The organism is Sphingomonas lacusdianchii, from assembly GCF_022664395.1.
In the GTDB taxonomy this organism is placed as follows: Bacteria; Pseudomonadota; Alphaproteobacteria; order Sphingomonadales; family Sphingomonadaceae; genus Sphingomonas; species Sphingomonas lacusdianchii.
This window is the reverse complement of the sequence record NZ_JAKRET010000007.1, coordinates 213,106-227,552: the sequence shown is the minus strand read 5'-3', so window position 1 is coordinate 227,552 and position 14,447 is coordinate 213,106. Positions and strand designations below refer to the sequence as shown.

Below are 14,447 nucleotides of genomic sequence, written 5' to 3'. Positions count from 1 at the left end.
CGGATGAGCGACATCGACAACGACAAGCCGAAGCTGGGCACCCGCGCGCCGCTCGGCCTCAAGCGCACCGTGGAAACCGGCAAGGTGAAGCAGAGCTTCAGCCATGGCCGCTCCAACACGGTGGTCGTGGAGGTGAAGCGCCGCCGTGTGCTTGGCCGTCCCGGCGAAGAACAGCAGCCTGTAGAACAGGCAGCACCCGAAGCGGCGCCTGCGCCGCAGCGTCCGGCGCCCGCGCCGGCGGCCCCCGCCCCGCGTCCGGCAGCCAGCAGCAATGCCGGCCTGTCGCGGCACGAACTGCAGGCCAAGCTGCTGCGCGAAGCCGAGGAAGCGCGGATGAACGCGGCCGAGGAACATCGTCGTCGCGACGAACGCCTCGCCCGTGAAGCAGCGGAAGCAGAGCGCGCCCGTGTCGAGGAAAAGGCCCGCGCCGCCGCCGAGCCGACGCCCGCGCCGGAACCGACGCCTCCGCCCGCTCCCGAACCGGTCGCCGCACCGACGCCGGCGCCCGAGCCGACGCCCGCACCGGTCGAGGCAGCGCCCGCGCCCGCCCCGGCACCTGCGCCCGCTCCGGAACCGGTCGCCCAGACCCCGGCACCGACGCCGACGCCCGCTCCTGCGCCCGCACCGGTCGCGCCGAAGCCTGCGCCGGTTCAGGCCAAGCCTGCGCCGCGCCCGGCTCCTGCGCCCGCGCCGGCACCGCAGCCCATCGTCCTCACCGCCGACCCCAACCGGCCGGCACCGCGTCGCTTCACCCCGGTGCAGCGTCCGGAAATCCCGAAGCCGCAGCCCAAGCCCGAGCCGGCCCCCGCGCCTGCGCCGACGGCAGCCGCGACGCCGGCCGCACGTCCCGCCGCCGGCGGCCAGACCGCCCGTCCGACGCCGTCGGGTACCGGCCAGGCGACCCCGCGTCGCAATGAGCCGGCACGTCCCGCGCCGTCGCGCGACCGCAAGGGCGACGATCGTCGTCAGTCGGGCAAGCTGACCGTAACTCGTGCGCTCGGTGACGATGGTGCGCGTTCGCGCAGCCTCGCCGCGCTGAAGCGTGCGCGCGAAAAGGAAAAGCGTGGCTTCGGCGGCCCGCGCGAACCGCAGATCAAGCAGGTCCGCGACGTGCAGGTGCCTGAGGCGATCACGGTGCAGGAACTCGCCAACCGCATGGCGGAAAAGGGTGCCGATCTGGTCAAGACGCTCTTCAAGATGGGCATGCCCGTCACGATGACCCAGACGATCGATCAGGACACCGCCGAATTGCTGGTGACCGAATTCGGCCACAACATCGTGCGCGTCAGCGATTCGGACGTCGATCTGGCGCTCGATACCGCCGAGGATTCGGCCGAGGCGCTGCAGCCGCGTCCGCCGGTCGTCACGATCATGGGTCACGTCGATCACGGCAAGACGTCGCTGCTCGACGCGTTGCGCGGTACCGACGTGGTGCGCGGCGAGGCCGGCGGCATCACCCAGCATATCGGCGCCTATCAGGTCACGCTGAAGGACAAGTCGCGGATCACCTTCCTCGACACGCCCGGCCACGAAGCGTTCAGCGAAATGCGCGCGCGCGGTGCCGACGTCACCGACATCGTCATCCTCGCGGTGGCGGCCGATGACGGGCTGATGCCGCAGACGATCGAGGCGATCCATCACACCCGCGCCGCGGGCAAGCCGATGATCGTGGCGATCAACAAGGTCGACAAGCACGAGGCGAACCCGCAGCGTATCCGCGAACGCCTGCTCGAACATGACGTGCAGGTCGAGGAAATGGGCGGCGAGACCCAGGACGTCGAAGTGTCGGCGCTCAAGAAGACCGGTCTCGACCAGCTGATCGAGAAGATCCAGCTGCAGGCCGAACTGCTCGAACTGCAGGCCAATCCCGATCGCCCGGCCGAAGCCAGCGTGATCGAGGCGAAGCTCGACAAGGGTCGTGGTCCGGTCGCGACCGTGCTGGTCCGTCGTGGTACGTTGAAGGTCGGCGATGTGTTCGTCGTCGGCGCGGAAAGCGGCAAGGTCCGCGCGCTGATCGACGACAAGGGGCGTCAGGTGAAGGAAGCCGGTCCGTCGACTCCGGTCGAGGTCCTGGGCCTGTCGGGCGTGCCGATGGCGGGCGATCCGCTGCAGGTCGTCGAGAGCGAGGCGCGTGCCCGCGAGGTCGCCGAATATCGTCAGGGCGTGCTGCTCCAGAAGCGCACGACCCAGGCGCCGGCCAGCCTCGAGAGCATGTTCTCGGCCTTGAAGTCGAAGCAGGCGATCGAATATCCGCTGGTGGTCAAGGCCGATACCCAAGGATCGGTCGAAGCCATTGTCGGGTCGCTCAACAAGATCTCGACCGACGATATCCGGGTGCGCATCCTGCATTCGGGCGTCGGCGGCATCACCGAGAGCGACGTGACGCTGGCCGCGGCATCGGGAGCGCCGATCATCGGCTTCAACACCCGTCCCAATGCCAAGGCGCGCGAGATCGCCGAGCGGAACAAGGTGGCGCTCAAATATTATGACGTCATCTACACGCTGACCGACGATATCCGTGCGGGCATGGCGGGTACGCTCGGGCCGGAAGCGTTCGAAACCGTCGTCGGTCGTGCCGAAATCCGCGAGGTCTTCTCGGCGGGCAAGCATGGCCGGGCCGCCGGTCTGCTGGTTGTCGAAGGCGTCATCCGCAAGGCGCTCAAGGCCCGCATCACCCGCAACGACGTCATCATCTACCAGGGTGAGATCGCGTCGCTGCGTCGCTTCAAGGACGATGTCCCCGAAGTGCGTGCCGGTCTGGAATGCGGTGTGACGTTCACGCAGAACTTCACCGACATCAAGGCGGGCGACTTCCTTGAAACCTACGAAGTCGAACTGCGCGACCGCACGCTGTGAGTGAAGGGCGGCAGGGGGCAACCCTTGCCGCCACCCTCCGCCCCCGGCTGCGGTTCGCCGCTGCATGGGTGATCGGCGGGGCGGCGGCGTTGTTCGTCGCCAACCTTCTTTCCTATTGGGCGATACCGGTTGTCGTAGTGCTGCTGGCGCTGTGCTGGCTGGGACTGTTCGTCGACGGATTGGTGCGGAGTTGGCGGTGGCGCGCGGCAGGAATGCCGGCACTGTTGCCGACCTTCATCCCGATCTTCGCTCTCCCCTTCGCCGCGTTCCTCGCAAGCCACGCGCTCTATTGGTCGCATGTCGCGCCGTCATGGTGGCGGTTGCGATCGGAGCGTAGCGCGTTCGATCGAGCGATTGTCGGTGGCCCGGTGCCAGGCGGCGTCGCCGGTATCGAACGATCGGGATCGCGTATCGCCTTTCCCACCGTAATGGCTGCGACCGGCACTTGGGCCGCCATCGTCCACGACCCGACCGACCGCATGGCCGCTGCGCGCGGCTGGAACGGCGGACCGGTCGCCGCCGACATCGCACGGGTGTTCGGCAACCACACCATCTGGTGCCAGCGACTCGACAGCCACTGGTTCCACTGTCAATTCGGTTAGATCATGTCAGACTCCACGCAAGAAACCCGCTCGGTCCGCCTGCTCCGTGTCGGCGAGCAGGTCCGCCACATCCTCTCGGACATTCTCGCGCGCAGCGACGTGCATGACGACGTGCTGGCCAGCCATTTCGTCTCGGTCACCGAAGTCCGCATGTCGCCCGACCTGCGCCACGCGACGGTGTTTGTGAAACCGTTCCTCGGCAAGGACGAGGAGGTGGTGCTGAAGGCGCTGCGCACCAACACCGCCTATCTCCAGTCGGAGGTCGCGCGGCGGGTGAACCTGAAATATGCCGCCAAGCTCAAATTCCTGATCGACGAAAGCTTCGACGAAGGCACCCGTATCGACCAGCTGCTGCGCGATCCCAAGGTCGCGCGCGATCTGGAGCCGGGCGACACCGAGGACTGAGTGGCCAAGCTCTATTTCTATTATGCGTCGATGAACGCAGGCAAATCGACGACGCTGCTCCAGGCCGATTTCAACTATCGCGAGCGCGGGCTGACCACGAAACTGTTCACCGCCGCGATCGACACGCGTGAGGGCATGGGAGTGATCGGATCGCGCATCGGCCTGTCGGCGCCCGCGATCCCGTTCGATGAGAGCAGCGACCTGTACGCCTGTATCGCCGCCGAACCGGTCGGATGCGTGCTGGTCGACGAAGCGCAGTTCCTGACCGAGGGCCAAGTCGACCAGCTCGCACGCATCGCCGACGAACTCGGCGTGCCGGTGCTGGCCTATGGCCTGCGCACCGATTTCCTCGGACACCTGTTCCCCGGATCGGCGCGGCTGCTGGCGATCGCCGACGCGCTGATCGAGTTGAAGTCGGTTTGCACTTGCGGGCGCAAGGCGACGATGAACCTGCGTGTCGATGCCGAAGGCAATGCCGTGCGCGACGGGCAGCAGACCGAAATCGGCGGCAATGACCGCTATGTCGCGCTGTGCCGCCGCCATTTCTGCGAGGCGATGCGCTGATGCACGGCTGGATCATCATCGACAAGCCACTCGGCCCCGGCTCGACCCAGATCGTGTCGGCGGTCAAGCGCGCGCTGCGCGAGGGCGGCTATGGCAAGCACAAGGTCGGCCATGGCGGCACGCTCGACCCGCTGGCGACCGGCGTGCTGCCGGTCGCGATCGGCGAGGCGACCAAGCTCGCCGGGCGGATGCTCGATGCGTCGAAGCGCTACGATTTCACCATCCGGTTCGGGGCGCAGACCGATACGCTGGACCTCGAGGGGAAGGTGATCGCCGAGTCGCCCGTGCGGCCGACGCTGGCCGGTGTCGAATCGGTGCTGGCGCAATTTACCGGACCGATCGAGCAGGTGCCGCCGGCCTATTCAGCGCTCAAGGTCGATGGCGAGCGTGCCTATGACCTCGCCCGCAAGGGCGAGGAGGTGGTGCTCGCGACTCGCAAGGTGACGGTGTTCGAACTTCAAATCCTCCCCGGCACGGGGAGGGGGACCGCGCGAAGCGTGGTGGAGGGGGGTGGCGACATCCACAACGGTTGCGTTTCGGCGCAATCCCCCTCCACCAGCTTCGCTGGTCCCCCTCCCCGTCCCGGGGAGGAGCTTGAGGAAATCACCCTTTCGGCCTTCGTCTCGAAGGGCACCTATATCCGCAGCCTCGCCCGCGACATCGCGCTGGCGCTCGGCACAGTGGGTCATGTCACCATGCTCCGCCGCACCAAGGCCGGCCCCTTCACCCTCGCCCTGGCCATTTCGCTGGACAAACTGACGGAATTGGGTAAGGGCCACGCGCTTGAAGAAACGCTCCTGCCACTGGGGGCGGGGCTGGACGACATCCCGGCTCTGTCCCTCGACCCCGATCAGGCAGGGCGGCTCCGCAAGGGGCTTCGACTGATCGGGTTTGCAGCGGACGATGGTCTGGGCTTTGCGACACTGGACGATGTGCCGGTGGCGCTGGTCGAGACCCAAGGCGGGGAAACCCGTGTCGTCCGCGGCTTCAACCTCGAATAGAAAGGACGACGATGTCGATCACTGCTGAAAACCGTCAGGCCCTCATCCAGGAACATGCCCGCGCCGAAGGCGACACCGGCAGCCCGGAAGTGCAGGTCGCGATCCTGACCACCCGCATCCAGAACCTGACCGAGCATTTCAAGACCCATGCGAAGGACAATCATTCGCGTCGCGGTCTGCTGATGCTGGTTAACAAGCGGCGTTCGTTGCTCGACTATCTGAAGAAGAAGGACGCGGAGCGCTACAGCGCGCTGATCGCGAAGCTCGGCCTTCGGAAGTAACGAAGAAAGGGCGGTCCGACGGGCCGCCCTTTTTCCATGGGGGGCGGCCAACTCCGCCCACGAAATTCCCCGCAAAACGGGGTATAGGCTTGGCGACCGGATTTCCGGCCAAGCCGTCCCGTCGCAATCCGGCGATACGGGACACCGGGCCGAAACGGTCCGATACTCGGGATGGACCTCCATCCAAGCTGCCCCGGCGCGCATAGGGCCGCCGGTGTAAAGGAAACGCAATGTTCGATATCAAGAAAAGCACCATGGACCTGGGCGGCAAGACGCTGACCCTCGAAACGGGCCGCGTGGCGCGCCAGGCCGACGGCGCGGTCATCGCGACGTTGGGCGAGACGGTGGTGCTGTGCGCGGTCACCGCCGCACGCTCGGTCAAGGAGGGGCAGGACTTCTTCCCGCTGACGGTTCACTATCAGGAAAAATATTCGGCGGCGGGCCGCATCCCCGGCGGCTTCTTCAAGCGCGAACGCGGTGCCACCGAAAAGGAAACGCTGGTCAGCCGTCTGATCGACCGTCCGATCCGCCCGCTGTTCCCCGAAGGCTTCTACAACGAAATCAACGTTATCGCTCAGGTGCTGAGCTATGACGGCGAGAACGAGCCCGACATCCTCGCGATGATCGCGGCGTCGGCGGCGCTGACGATTTCGGGCGTGCCGTTCATGGGCCCGATCGGCGCGGCGCGCGTCGGCTATGTCGATGGCGCGTACGTCCTGAACCCGACGCTGGATCAGGTGAAGGAAGGCGATCTCGACCTGGTCGTCGCCGCCACCGGCGATGCGGTGATGATGGTCGAATCCGAAGCCAAGGAGCTGTCGGAAGAGGTCATGCTCGGCGCCGTCGTGTTCGCGCACGACGCGTCGAAGAAGATCGTCGACTGCATCATCGACCTCGCCGAACAGGCTGCCAAGGACCCGTGGGAACTGGCCCCGGTCGCCGACCAGTCGGCCGCGAAGAAGAAGCTGAAGTCGCTGATCGGCAAGGACCTGACCGCGGCCTATAAGCTGACCGACAAGCAGGCGCGCCAGAACGCGATCAACGACGCCCGTACGAAGGCGCGCGAGGCGTTCGCCGACCTCAAGGAAAGCGATCCGGCCCAGTATCTCGGCACGCTGAAGCTCGTGAAGAAGCTGGAAGCCGAGATCGTCCGCACCGCCATCCTGAAGGACGGCCGCCGCATCGACGGTCGCGACACGAAGACGGTCCGCCCGATCGAGGCGATGGTCCACTTCCTGCCGCGCGCGCACGGTTCGGCGCTGTTCACCCGTGGCGAGACGCAGGCGATCTGCACCACCACGCTCGGCACCAAGGACGCCGAGCAGATGATCGACGGCCTGAACGGCCTGCATTATGAACGCTTCATGCTGCACTATAACTTCCCGCCCTATTCGGTCGGTGAAGTCGGCCGCTTCGGTGCGCCGGGCCGCCGCGAAGTCGGTCACGGCAAGCTGGCATGGCGTGCGCTGAACCCGGTGCTGCCGTCGAAGGAGGAATTCCCCTACACGATCCGCGTCCTGTCGGACATCACCGAGTCGAACGGCTCGTCGTCGATGGCGACGGTGTGCGGCGGGTCGCTGTCGATGATGGACGCGGGCGTTCCGCTCAAGCGTCCGGTGTCGGGCATCGCCATGGGCCTGATCCTCGAAGGCAAGGATTATGCGGTCATCAGCGACATCCTCGGCGACGAGGATCACCTCGGCGACATGGATTTCAAGGTGGCGGGCACCAGCGCCGGCATCACCTCGCTCCAGATGGACATCAAGATCGCCGGCATCACCGAAGAGATCATGAAGGTCGCACTGGCCCAGGCCAATGAAGGCCGCGCCCACATCCTCGGCGAAATGGCGAAGGCGCTGGGCGAAACCCGCACCGAGCTGTCGGCCCACGCGCCGCGCATCGAGACCTTCTCGATCGACAAGTCGAAGATCCGCGAAGTGATCGGCACCGGCGGCAAGGTGATCCGCGAGATCGTCGCCACCACCGGCGCCAAGGTCGACATCGACGACGAGGGCGTCATCAAGGTGTCGTCGTCCGATCCGGCGCAGATCGAAGCCGCCGTCAACTGGATCAAGGGGCTGGTCGAAGAGGCCGAGGTCGGCAAGATCTACAACGGCAAGGTCGTCAACCTCGTCGATTTCGGCGCGTTCGTGAACTTCATGGGCGGCAAGGACGGCCTCGTCCACGTCAGCGAAATCCGCAACGAGCGGGTCGAGAAGGTCGCCGACGTCCTGTCCGAAGGGCAGGAAGTGAAGGTCAAGGTTCTCGAAGTCGATCCGCGCGGCAAGGTGCGCCTGTCGATGCGCGTCGTCGATCAGGAAACCGGTGCCGAGCTGGAAGACACCCGCCCGGCCCGCGAACCGCGCGAAGGCGGCGACCGTGGCCCGCGTGGTCCGCGTCGTGACGGGTCCGGTCGGGATGGCGGCGATCGCGGTCCCCGCGGCGAAGGTGGCGATCGTGGACCCCGCCGTGACGGTGGCGACCGTGGCCCCCGCCGCGACCGTGGCGATCGTCCGCGTCGCGAGGAATCGAAGGACGAAGGCGGCAATGCCGGCCTGCCGTCGTTCATCACCGACAACTGATCGTTCGCGATTGGGTTGAGGAAGGGCTCGCGGTGACGCGGGCCCTTTTTCGTTGGGCGGAACGCGGCGCATCCGGCGCGCATCACCGCACGGGGCTTGTGCCCCCCCGCCCGGAAGCGGTATCCGGCGCATCTTCATGGCACGCTCTTCCCAACGTCCGCAGAAGCGGCCCGCCGCCGCTCCCTCCCGCTGGCGGCGCATCCTGCGCTGGACGCTGGGGATCGGGTTCGGCCTCGCGCTGATGGCGGCGATCGCGCTGGTCGTCGCGGTCTATAACGCGAAATCGAACATCCCGTCGTTCAACCAGCTGAAATCGTCACCCAATGGGCAGATGATTCGCGTGCGTGCCGCCGACGGATCGATCCTCGTGTCGCTCGGGCCGAGCTATGGCGAGTGGATCCCCTATTCGCAGATCCCGGCGCCGATGCGCGAGGCGATGGTCGCGGTCGAGGATCGCCGGTTCCGGTCGCACTGGGGCGTCGATCCGGTGGCACTGGCGCGAATCACCAAATTCGCGATCGAGACGCGCGGTACCGGCCGGCGGTTGCAGGGTGCATCGACGATCACGCAGCAGGTCGCGCGCACCATCTTCCTGTCGAACAGCTACACGGTCGGGCGCAAGTTCCGCGAGATCATCCTGGCCCTTGCGTTGGAGCGAAAGTTTACCAAGAACCAGATCCTCGAACTGTATCTGAACAAGGTCTATTTCGGCGGTGGCGCGTACGGCATCGACGCGGCGTCGCGGCGGTTCTTCAACCATCCCGGCACCAGCCTGTCGCTGTCCGAAGCGGCGGTCATAGCGGGGCTGGTCAAGGCGCCGTCACGCTATTCCCCCACCGCCGATGCCGAGGCGGCGGTCGGCCGCGCGGGGGTGGTGCTGAAGCTGATGCAGGAAACCGGCGCGATCACCGCGGCGCAGGCGATGGACGCCGATCCGCAGGCGATCAAGCTGGCCCCCGAGCCGCAACAGAACAGCGTCCGCTATTTCACCGACTGGGCGCTGCCGCAGCTCGAAACGCTGATCGACGAGACCGAGGCCCCGCTCGACGTGTGGACCACGCTCGACCCGGCGATGCAGCAAAGCGCCGATACTGCGATCCGCGCCAACGCCCCGGCGGGGGTGCAGGGCGCGCTGGTCGCGCTCGACCGCGACGGCGCGGTGCGGGCGATGGTCGGCGGCAAGGATTATGTGTCGTCGATCTACAATCGCGCGACGCAGGCGACGCGCCAGCCCGGTTCGGCATGGAAGCTGTTCGTCTATCTCGCCGCGCTCGAAGCCGGCATGAACCCCGACAGCCAGGTCAACGACGCGCCGATCACGATCGACGGTTGGACGCCGCGCAACGCCTCGCGCCGCTATAGCGGGCAGGTATCGCTGCGCACCGCCTTCGCCTATTCGCTCAACACCGTGTCAGCGCGGCTGGGGCAGGAGGTCGGCTTCGCGACCGTCGCCGACATGGCGCGACGCTTCGGCATCACCACCCCGATCAATACCCGGCCCGCCATGGTGCTCGGCACCTCCGACGTGCGGCTGATCGACCTGACGCGCGCCTATGCGTCGGTGGCGAGCGGTGGGACGGCGGTCGTCCCCTATGGCATTACCCGGGTCACCGCCAACGGATCGGTCATCTACCAGCATCAGGTCGACAGCTCGCGGGTGCTGGTCGCCCCCTATGTCGCGCAGCAGATGACCGATCTGCTGCAGACCGCCGTCAACACCGGCACCGGTCGCGCGGCACAGATCGGCCGCCCGGTCGCGGGCAAGACCGGCACGACCACGTCGTACAAGGACGGCTGGTTCATGGGCTTCTCGTCCGGCATCACCACCGGCGTGTGGATGGGCCGCGACGATGCGAAGGCGGTGGCGGGACTACAGGGCGGCACCGCGCCCGCGCGCGCCTTCGCCGCGTTCATGCGCCAGGCGGTAGCCAGCCGGCCGGTCGAGGAGTTCAATACCAAGGTGACGCTGCCCGAATGGCAGGAGGAGCCTGACGCGGAGAGCTATTACGGCGCGCCCGACGACCGGGTCTATGTCGATCCCGACGGCAATCCGATCGAGCAGCCGCGCTCCGGCGACGATCAGGGCGATGTCGACCAGGGCGACGATGCGCCATTACAGCCGCGCGTGCCCGACGAACAGCTCGATCAAGACTGGATCGACCGCGCGCTCGGCCGCGGGCCGCGCTCCGATCAGCCGGCCCCGGTCCAGCGCCGGCCGCTGCCCGATCGCCGCCAGCCGGTGCCGCAGCCGGGTTATCCGGACGAGGACGCCCGCCCGAACCAGTGAAGCCCCGCCCCTTCCGCCCGCAACCAGCGGCGGGCGGCGTCGGGATCGCCTTCGAACAGCTCGGCGACCAGCGCGTGAAAGGCAGGGCCGTGATGCATATGCACCCGGTGCGCGACCTCATGCGCGACGGTCGCGCGGCGGACATGGCCGGGGGCGAGCAACAGCCGCCAGCTGTAGCGGATCGTCCCGGTCGAACTGCAACTGCCCCAGCGCGCCTTGGGATCGCCGATCGCGACCTGCGCGACGGTGACACCGGCCTTGGCGGCATAGTAAGCGGTATCCTCGGCCAGTACGCGCAGCGCCTCGCGCTTGAGCCAGCGTTCGATGCGAACGGGGAATTGTTCGATCGGACCGCCACAGGTGAGGATGAAGGTGTCCGCTTGATCGTCACCCCAGCGCAGGCTGGGGTCTTCCGGTAATGGAGCGTCGCACCTCGCCGCAGGAGACCCCAGCCTGCGCTGGGGTGACGTAGTCGTGGCAAGTTGCCTCGAAGAATCTGCATCGTGCCGTGACCATGGACCCCGGCCTTCGCCGGGGTGACGATCCGTTACGAGGGTCACCGTCCGCGATGCCCCTGCTTCCCACCGCAGACGCACCTGCCGATCCGCGACCGGCACCGCCGCGCCGTCGACGAACGGCCGGCCCTGTGGCAACTTCGCCCGCTGCGCCGCGATCCAGTCGGCCTTCTCGCCCGCCCATGCCACCGCCTTGGCCAGCGCCATCCGCTTCGGCACGGTCAGCCGCACCCGCCCGGTCGCCGGATCGACCGACAGCCGAGCGACGCGCGCGCGCGGATGGCGGACGACCTCGACGCCCTCGATCACAGCGTCCGGTCGGTCAGGTGATGTTCGAGGTCGCCGACGTCATTCTCCGACACCGTCCAGCCGCGGGTCGACTGACCGGCGGCATGCACGCTCTCCCGGTCGCCGCTGTTCAGATAATGCCAGTCGGGGAGCGGCTTGCCCTCGTTGCGCAAGCGATAGGCACAGGTCGAGGGCAGCCATTCGATCTCGCCGACATTGCGTGCGTTCAATCTGACGCATTCGGGAACGTAAGCATGGCGGTGGCGATAGTCGCTGCACTGGCCCATGCGCCGGTCGAGCAGCTTGCACGCGACATTGGTCGCATGGATCTCACCGCTATCCTCATCCTCCAGCTTGTGCAGGCAGCATTTGCCGCAGCCGTCGCACAGCGCCTCCCATTGCGCGCGGTCGAGCGCGGCGAGCGGCAGCTCGTCCCAGAAACGCCCGCTCACCGGACCCACTTCTTGAGCTCGGCGGCGACCGCCGGCCCGCCTTCGTCCTGCGGCAGCAACGCGACCGGGCGGCCCTGCGGGTCCATCAGGATCGCCGTACGGCTATGGTCCACCAGATATTCGCTGGCCCCGGGCGGCTGCGACTTGGCATAGGTGACGCCATAGGCGCGCGCGGCGTCGGCGATCGCCTGCGCACTGCCGGTCAGGCCGACCATGCGCGGGTGGAAGGCGGAGACGAACTTGCCGACCACCGCCGGCGTATCGCGTTCTGGATCGACCGTGACGAAGATCGGCACGACCTTCGCCCCCAATTCGGGCGATTCGTCCTCGAACGCCTTCACGCCCGCCGCGATATTCTGGACATCGACCGGGCAGACATCGGGGCAATAGGTATAGCCGAAATACATGATCCGCCATTTTCCGGCGAAATCGGTGTCACGCACCACCTTGCCGGACGAATCGGTCAGGACGAACGGCCCGCCGATACGCGCCCCGGCCAAAGGCGGGGTGCCCGGCGATTCGACCTGTCCGCCACAGGCGGCAAGGGCCAGCGCGAGCGCTGGCGCGAGGATGCGGACGATGCTGTTCATGGTGTTGCCAGCCATGATCTGATAGGCGACGCCTTGCAAGCCGCGTAACGTCCTTTCGGAGCCTGTTCCATGCCCGCCATCCGCCTTCTCCTCGCCGCCGCGCTGATGCTGCCCGCCGCCGCGCAGGCCCAGCAGATGTCGCCAAGCTATGTGTTCCTGAAGGCGATCCGCGAAGAGGACGGGAACAAGGTCAACGACATCCTCGGCCAGCCGGGCCAGACGATCATCAATACCAAGGACCGCTCGACCGGCGAAGGCGCGCTGCACATCGTCGCCAAGAACGGCAACCTGACCTATCTCCGCTTCCTCCTCGCCAAGGGGGCCAACCCGAATATTCAGGACAATCGCGGCAATACGCCCGCATTGCTGGCGGTCGAGGCAGGATCGGTCGAGGCGATCAACGCGCTGGCAGCGCGCAAGGCGAATCTGAACCTCGGCAACAGCAGCGGCGAGACCCCGCTGATCCGCGCGGTACAACTGCGCAATGTCGACATGGTCCGCACGCTGATCGCCGCCGGTGCCAATCCCGACCAGCCCGACGTGATCGCCGGCATGTCGGCGCGCGACTATGCCAAGCGCGATACGCGCACGCCGGTGCTGCTCAAGACGATCGACGACAAGCCCGCCGCAGTCGAAAAGGCCCCCGTCGCCGGTCCGCGGTTGTAAGCTCAGCCCGCCAGCGCGACGTCGACGGGCGCGGTCCGCTCGGCCAGCAGCCCTTCGCGCTTGGCGACGATCGTCGGCACCAGCATCTGCCCGGCGACATTGACGGCGGTGCGCCCCATGTCGAGGATCGGGTCGATCGCCAGCAACAGCCCCGCCCCTTCGAGCGGCAGGCCGAGCGTGGTGAGGGTCAGCGTCAGCATCACGGTCGCGCCGGTCAGCCCGGCGGTCGCGGCCGATCCCAGCACCGATACCATCACGATCAGCGCATAGTCGGCGGCGTGCAGCGTCAGTCCGAAGAATTGCGCGACGAAGATCGCCGCCACCGCCGGATAGATGGCGGCGCACCCGTCCATCTTGGTCGTCGATCCCAGCGGCACGGCAAAGGCGGCATAAGCGGTGGGCACGCCCAGCGCACGCTCGGTCAGTTCCTGCGTCACCGGCAGCGTACCCACCGATGAGCGGGTGACGAAGCCAAGCTGGATCGCCGGCCATGCCCGGCGGAAGAACCAGCGCGGGTCGATGCGATGCACCGCCAGCAACAGCGGATAGACGACCAGCAGCACAATGCCGAGGCCGAGATAGACCGTGCCTGCGAACGCGCCGAGCGACGACAGCGTGCTCCAGCCATAGCGGACGATCGCATCGCCGATCAGCGCCGCCGATCCGATCGGGGTCAGTGCGATCACCCAGCGCAGCAGCCGGCGCAGGATCATCAGCGCCGAGGTGTTGAAGGCGAGGAACGGCTCACCCGCCGCCCCGACCCGGACCGCGGCGGCGCCGACCGCGATCGCGACGACGATGATCTGCAGGACGTTGAAACCCAGGGCGGTGGTCGCCGCGCCGTCGGCAACCTTCGTCGTCGCGGTCAGGCCGAGCAGATTGGCCGGCACCAGCCCTTTCAGGAAATCGAGCCAGCTACCCACGGTCGTCGGCGCGGCGGCGGTGGCGACGGCCGCGCTGCTGTGCAGGCCAGGCTGGATGACCGATGCCAGCACGATGCCGATCGACACCGCGATCAGCGCGGTGATCGCGAACCATAACAGCGTCTGCCCGACCAGCCGCGCGGCATTGGGCAGGTCGCGCAGCGCCGCGATCGATCCGACGATCGCGGTGAACACCAGTGCCGGGACCAGCACCTTCAGCAATTGTACGAAAATCTGCCCGATCGTGTGCAGGGTCGTCCCGATCGTGCCATCGGCGCCACCGGCCTGCGCGGCGAGGAACCCCAGACCGACACCCACGGCCATGCCGATCGCAACCTGGACTCCGAAGGACGGCCGAACTGTGAATTTCTGCATGATGGGCATGTTGGGAACCGGTTCGTCGACGACAACCAAGCAATTCTAGCATCGCCGCAA

General features: G+C 67.1%; 13 protein-coding genes. 9 read left to right on the top strand and 4 right to left on the bottom strand.

Annotated elements, in window-relative coordinates; all coding sequences use genetic code 11:
* Positions 1–3: 3 nt before the first annotated feature.
* The 8 genes from infB to MF607_RS11785 all read left to right on the top strand — a co-directional run bounded on the left by infB (position 4) and on the right by MF607_RS11785 (position 10,578).
* Complete coding sequence (infB, locus tag MF607_RS11820) at positions 4–2,856, top strand: translation initiation factor IF-2 (protein WP_242118927.1); 2,853 nt, start codon at positions 4–6, stop codon at positions 2,854–2,856.
* Positions 2,853–3,458 (top strand): hypothetical protein, encoded by a 606-nt coding sequence (locus tag MF607_RS11815; protein WP_242118925.1) that lies wholly within the window; start codon positions 2,853–2,855, stop codon positions 3,456–3,458. Before infB ends, MF607_RS11815 begins: the two co-directional genes overlap by 4 nt.
* Positions 3,459–3,461: 3 nt before the next feature.
* Positions 3,462–3,863 (top strand): 30S ribosome-binding factor RbfA, encoded by a 402-nt coding sequence (gene rbfA / locus MF607_RS11810; protein WP_242118923.1) that lies wholly within the window; start codon positions 3,462–3,464, stop codon positions 3,861–3,863.
* Complete coding sequence (locus MF607_RS11805; protein ID WP_242118920.1) at positions 3,864–4,427, top strand: thymidine kinase; 564 nt, start codon at positions 3,864–3,866, stop codon at positions 4,425–4,427.
* Positions 4,427–5,428, top strand: a complete 1,002-nt coding sequence (gene truB, locus MF607_RS11800; protein WP_242118917.1) for a tRNA pseudouridine(55) synthase TruB — start codon at positions 4,427–4,429, stop codon at positions 5,426–5,428. Before MF607_RS11805 ends, truB begins: the two co-directional genes overlap by 1 nt.
* An 11-nt stretch (positions 5,429–5,439) precedes the next feature.
* Entirely contained in the window at positions 5,440–5,709 is a 270-nt protein-coding gene (gene rpsO / locus MF607_RS11795) for a 30S ribosomal protein S15 (protein ID WP_242118915.1), read from the top strand.
* Between the two features lie 230 nt (positions 5,710–5,939).
* Positions 5,940–8,291, top strand: coding sequence for a polyribonucleotide nucleotidyltransferase (pnp, locus tag MF607_RS11790; protein WP_242118913.1), 2,352 nt, complete (start codon positions 5,940–5,942; stop codon positions 8,289–8,291).
* A gap of 136 nt (positions 8,292–8,427) precedes the next feature.
* Entirely contained in the window at positions 8,428–10,578 is a 2,151-nt protein-coding gene (locus MF607_RS11785; RefSeq protein ID WP_431311943.1) for a transglycosylase domain-containing protein, read from the top strand.
* On the opposite strand, the gene MF607_RS11780 is transcribed toward MF607_RS11785, so the two are convergent.
* From MF607_RS11780 to MF607_RS11770, 3 genes are read right to left on the bottom strand one after another with little or no spacing between them, the layout of a single operon-like run.
* Positions 10,545–11,402, bottom strand: coding sequence for a M48 family metallopeptidase (locus MF607_RS11780; RefSeq protein WP_347340884.1), 858 nt, complete (start codon positions 11,400–11,402; stop codon positions 10,545–10,547). The two genes, MF607_RS11785 and MF607_RS11780, sit on opposite strands and share 34 nt — an antisense overlap.
* Positions 11,399–11,833 carry a YcgN family cysteine cluster protein gene (locus MF607_RS11775; RefSeq protein WP_431311942.1) on the bottom strand — a complete coding sequence of 145 codons (435 nt, stop codon included), beginning with the start codon at positions 11,831–11,833 and terminating at the stop codon, positions 11,399–11,401. Before MF607_RS11775 ends, MF607_RS11780 begins: the two co-directional genes overlap by 4 nt.
* Positions 11,830–12,438, bottom strand: a complete 609-nt coding sequence (locus MF607_RS11770) for an SCO family protein (protein WP_242118908.1) — start codon at positions 12,436–12,438, stop codon at positions 11,830–11,832. The genes MF607_RS11775 and MF607_RS11770 overlap by 4 nt, the downstream gene beginning before the upstream one ends.
* 54 nt (positions 12,439–12,492) lie before the next feature.
* On the opposite strand from MF607_RS11770, the gene MF607_RS11765 reads away from it, so the two are divergent.
* Positions 12,493–13,089, top strand: a complete 597-nt coding sequence (locus tag MF607_RS11765; protein WP_242118906.1) for an ankyrin repeat domain-containing protein — start codon at positions 12,493–12,495, stop codon at positions 13,087–13,089.
* A 2-nt stretch (positions 13,090–13,091) separates the two neighbouring features.
* Here MF607_RS11765 and MF607_RS11760 read toward each other — a convergent pair whose 3' ends face one another.
* Complete coding sequence (locus MF607_RS11760; RefSeq protein WP_242118904.1) at positions 13,092–14,387, bottom strand: dicarboxylate/amino acid:cation symporter; 1,296 nt, start codon at positions 14,385–14,387, stop codon at positions 13,092–13,094.
* Between the last annotated feature and the right edge of the window lie 60 nt (positions 14,388–14,447).

Excerpts from the sequence above, each read along its gene's own strand:
- infB (WP_242118927.1), top strand. The coding sequence starts at position 4 with ATGAGCGACATCGACAACGACAAGCCGAAGCTGGGCACCCGCGCGCCG.
- rbfA (WP_242118923.1), top strand. The coding sequence starts at position 3,462 with ATGTCAGACTCCACGCAAGAAACCCGCTCGGTCCGCCTGCTCCGTGTC.
- truB (WP_242118917.1), top strand. The coding sequence starts at position 4,427 with ATGCACGGCTGGATCATCATCGACAAGCCACTCGGCCCCGGCTCGACC.
- rpsO (WP_242118915.1), top strand. The coding sequence starts at position 5,440 with ATGTCGATCACTGCTGAAAACCGTCAGGCCCTCATCCAGGAACATGCC.
- pnp (WP_242118913.1), top strand. The coding sequence starts at position 5,940 with ATGTTCGATATCAAGAAAAGCACCATGGACCTGGGCGGCAAGACGCTG.
- MF607_RS11785 (WP_431311943.1), top strand. The coding sequence starts at position 8,428 with ATGGCACGCTCTTCCCAACGTCCGCAGAAGCGGCCCGCCGCCGCTCCC.
- MF607_RS11770 (WP_242118908.1), bottom strand. The coding sequence starts at position 12,438 with ATGGCTGGCAACACCATGAACAGCATCGTCCGCATCCTCGCGCCAGCG.
- MF607_RS11765 (WP_242118906.1), top strand. The coding sequence starts at position 12,493 with ATGCCCGCCATCCGCCTTCTCCTCGCCGCCGCGCTGATGCTGCCCGCC.
- MF607_RS11760 (WP_242118904.1), bottom strand. The coding sequence starts at position 14,387 with ATGCAGAAATTCACAGTTCGGCCGTCCTTCGGAGTCCAGGTTGCGATC.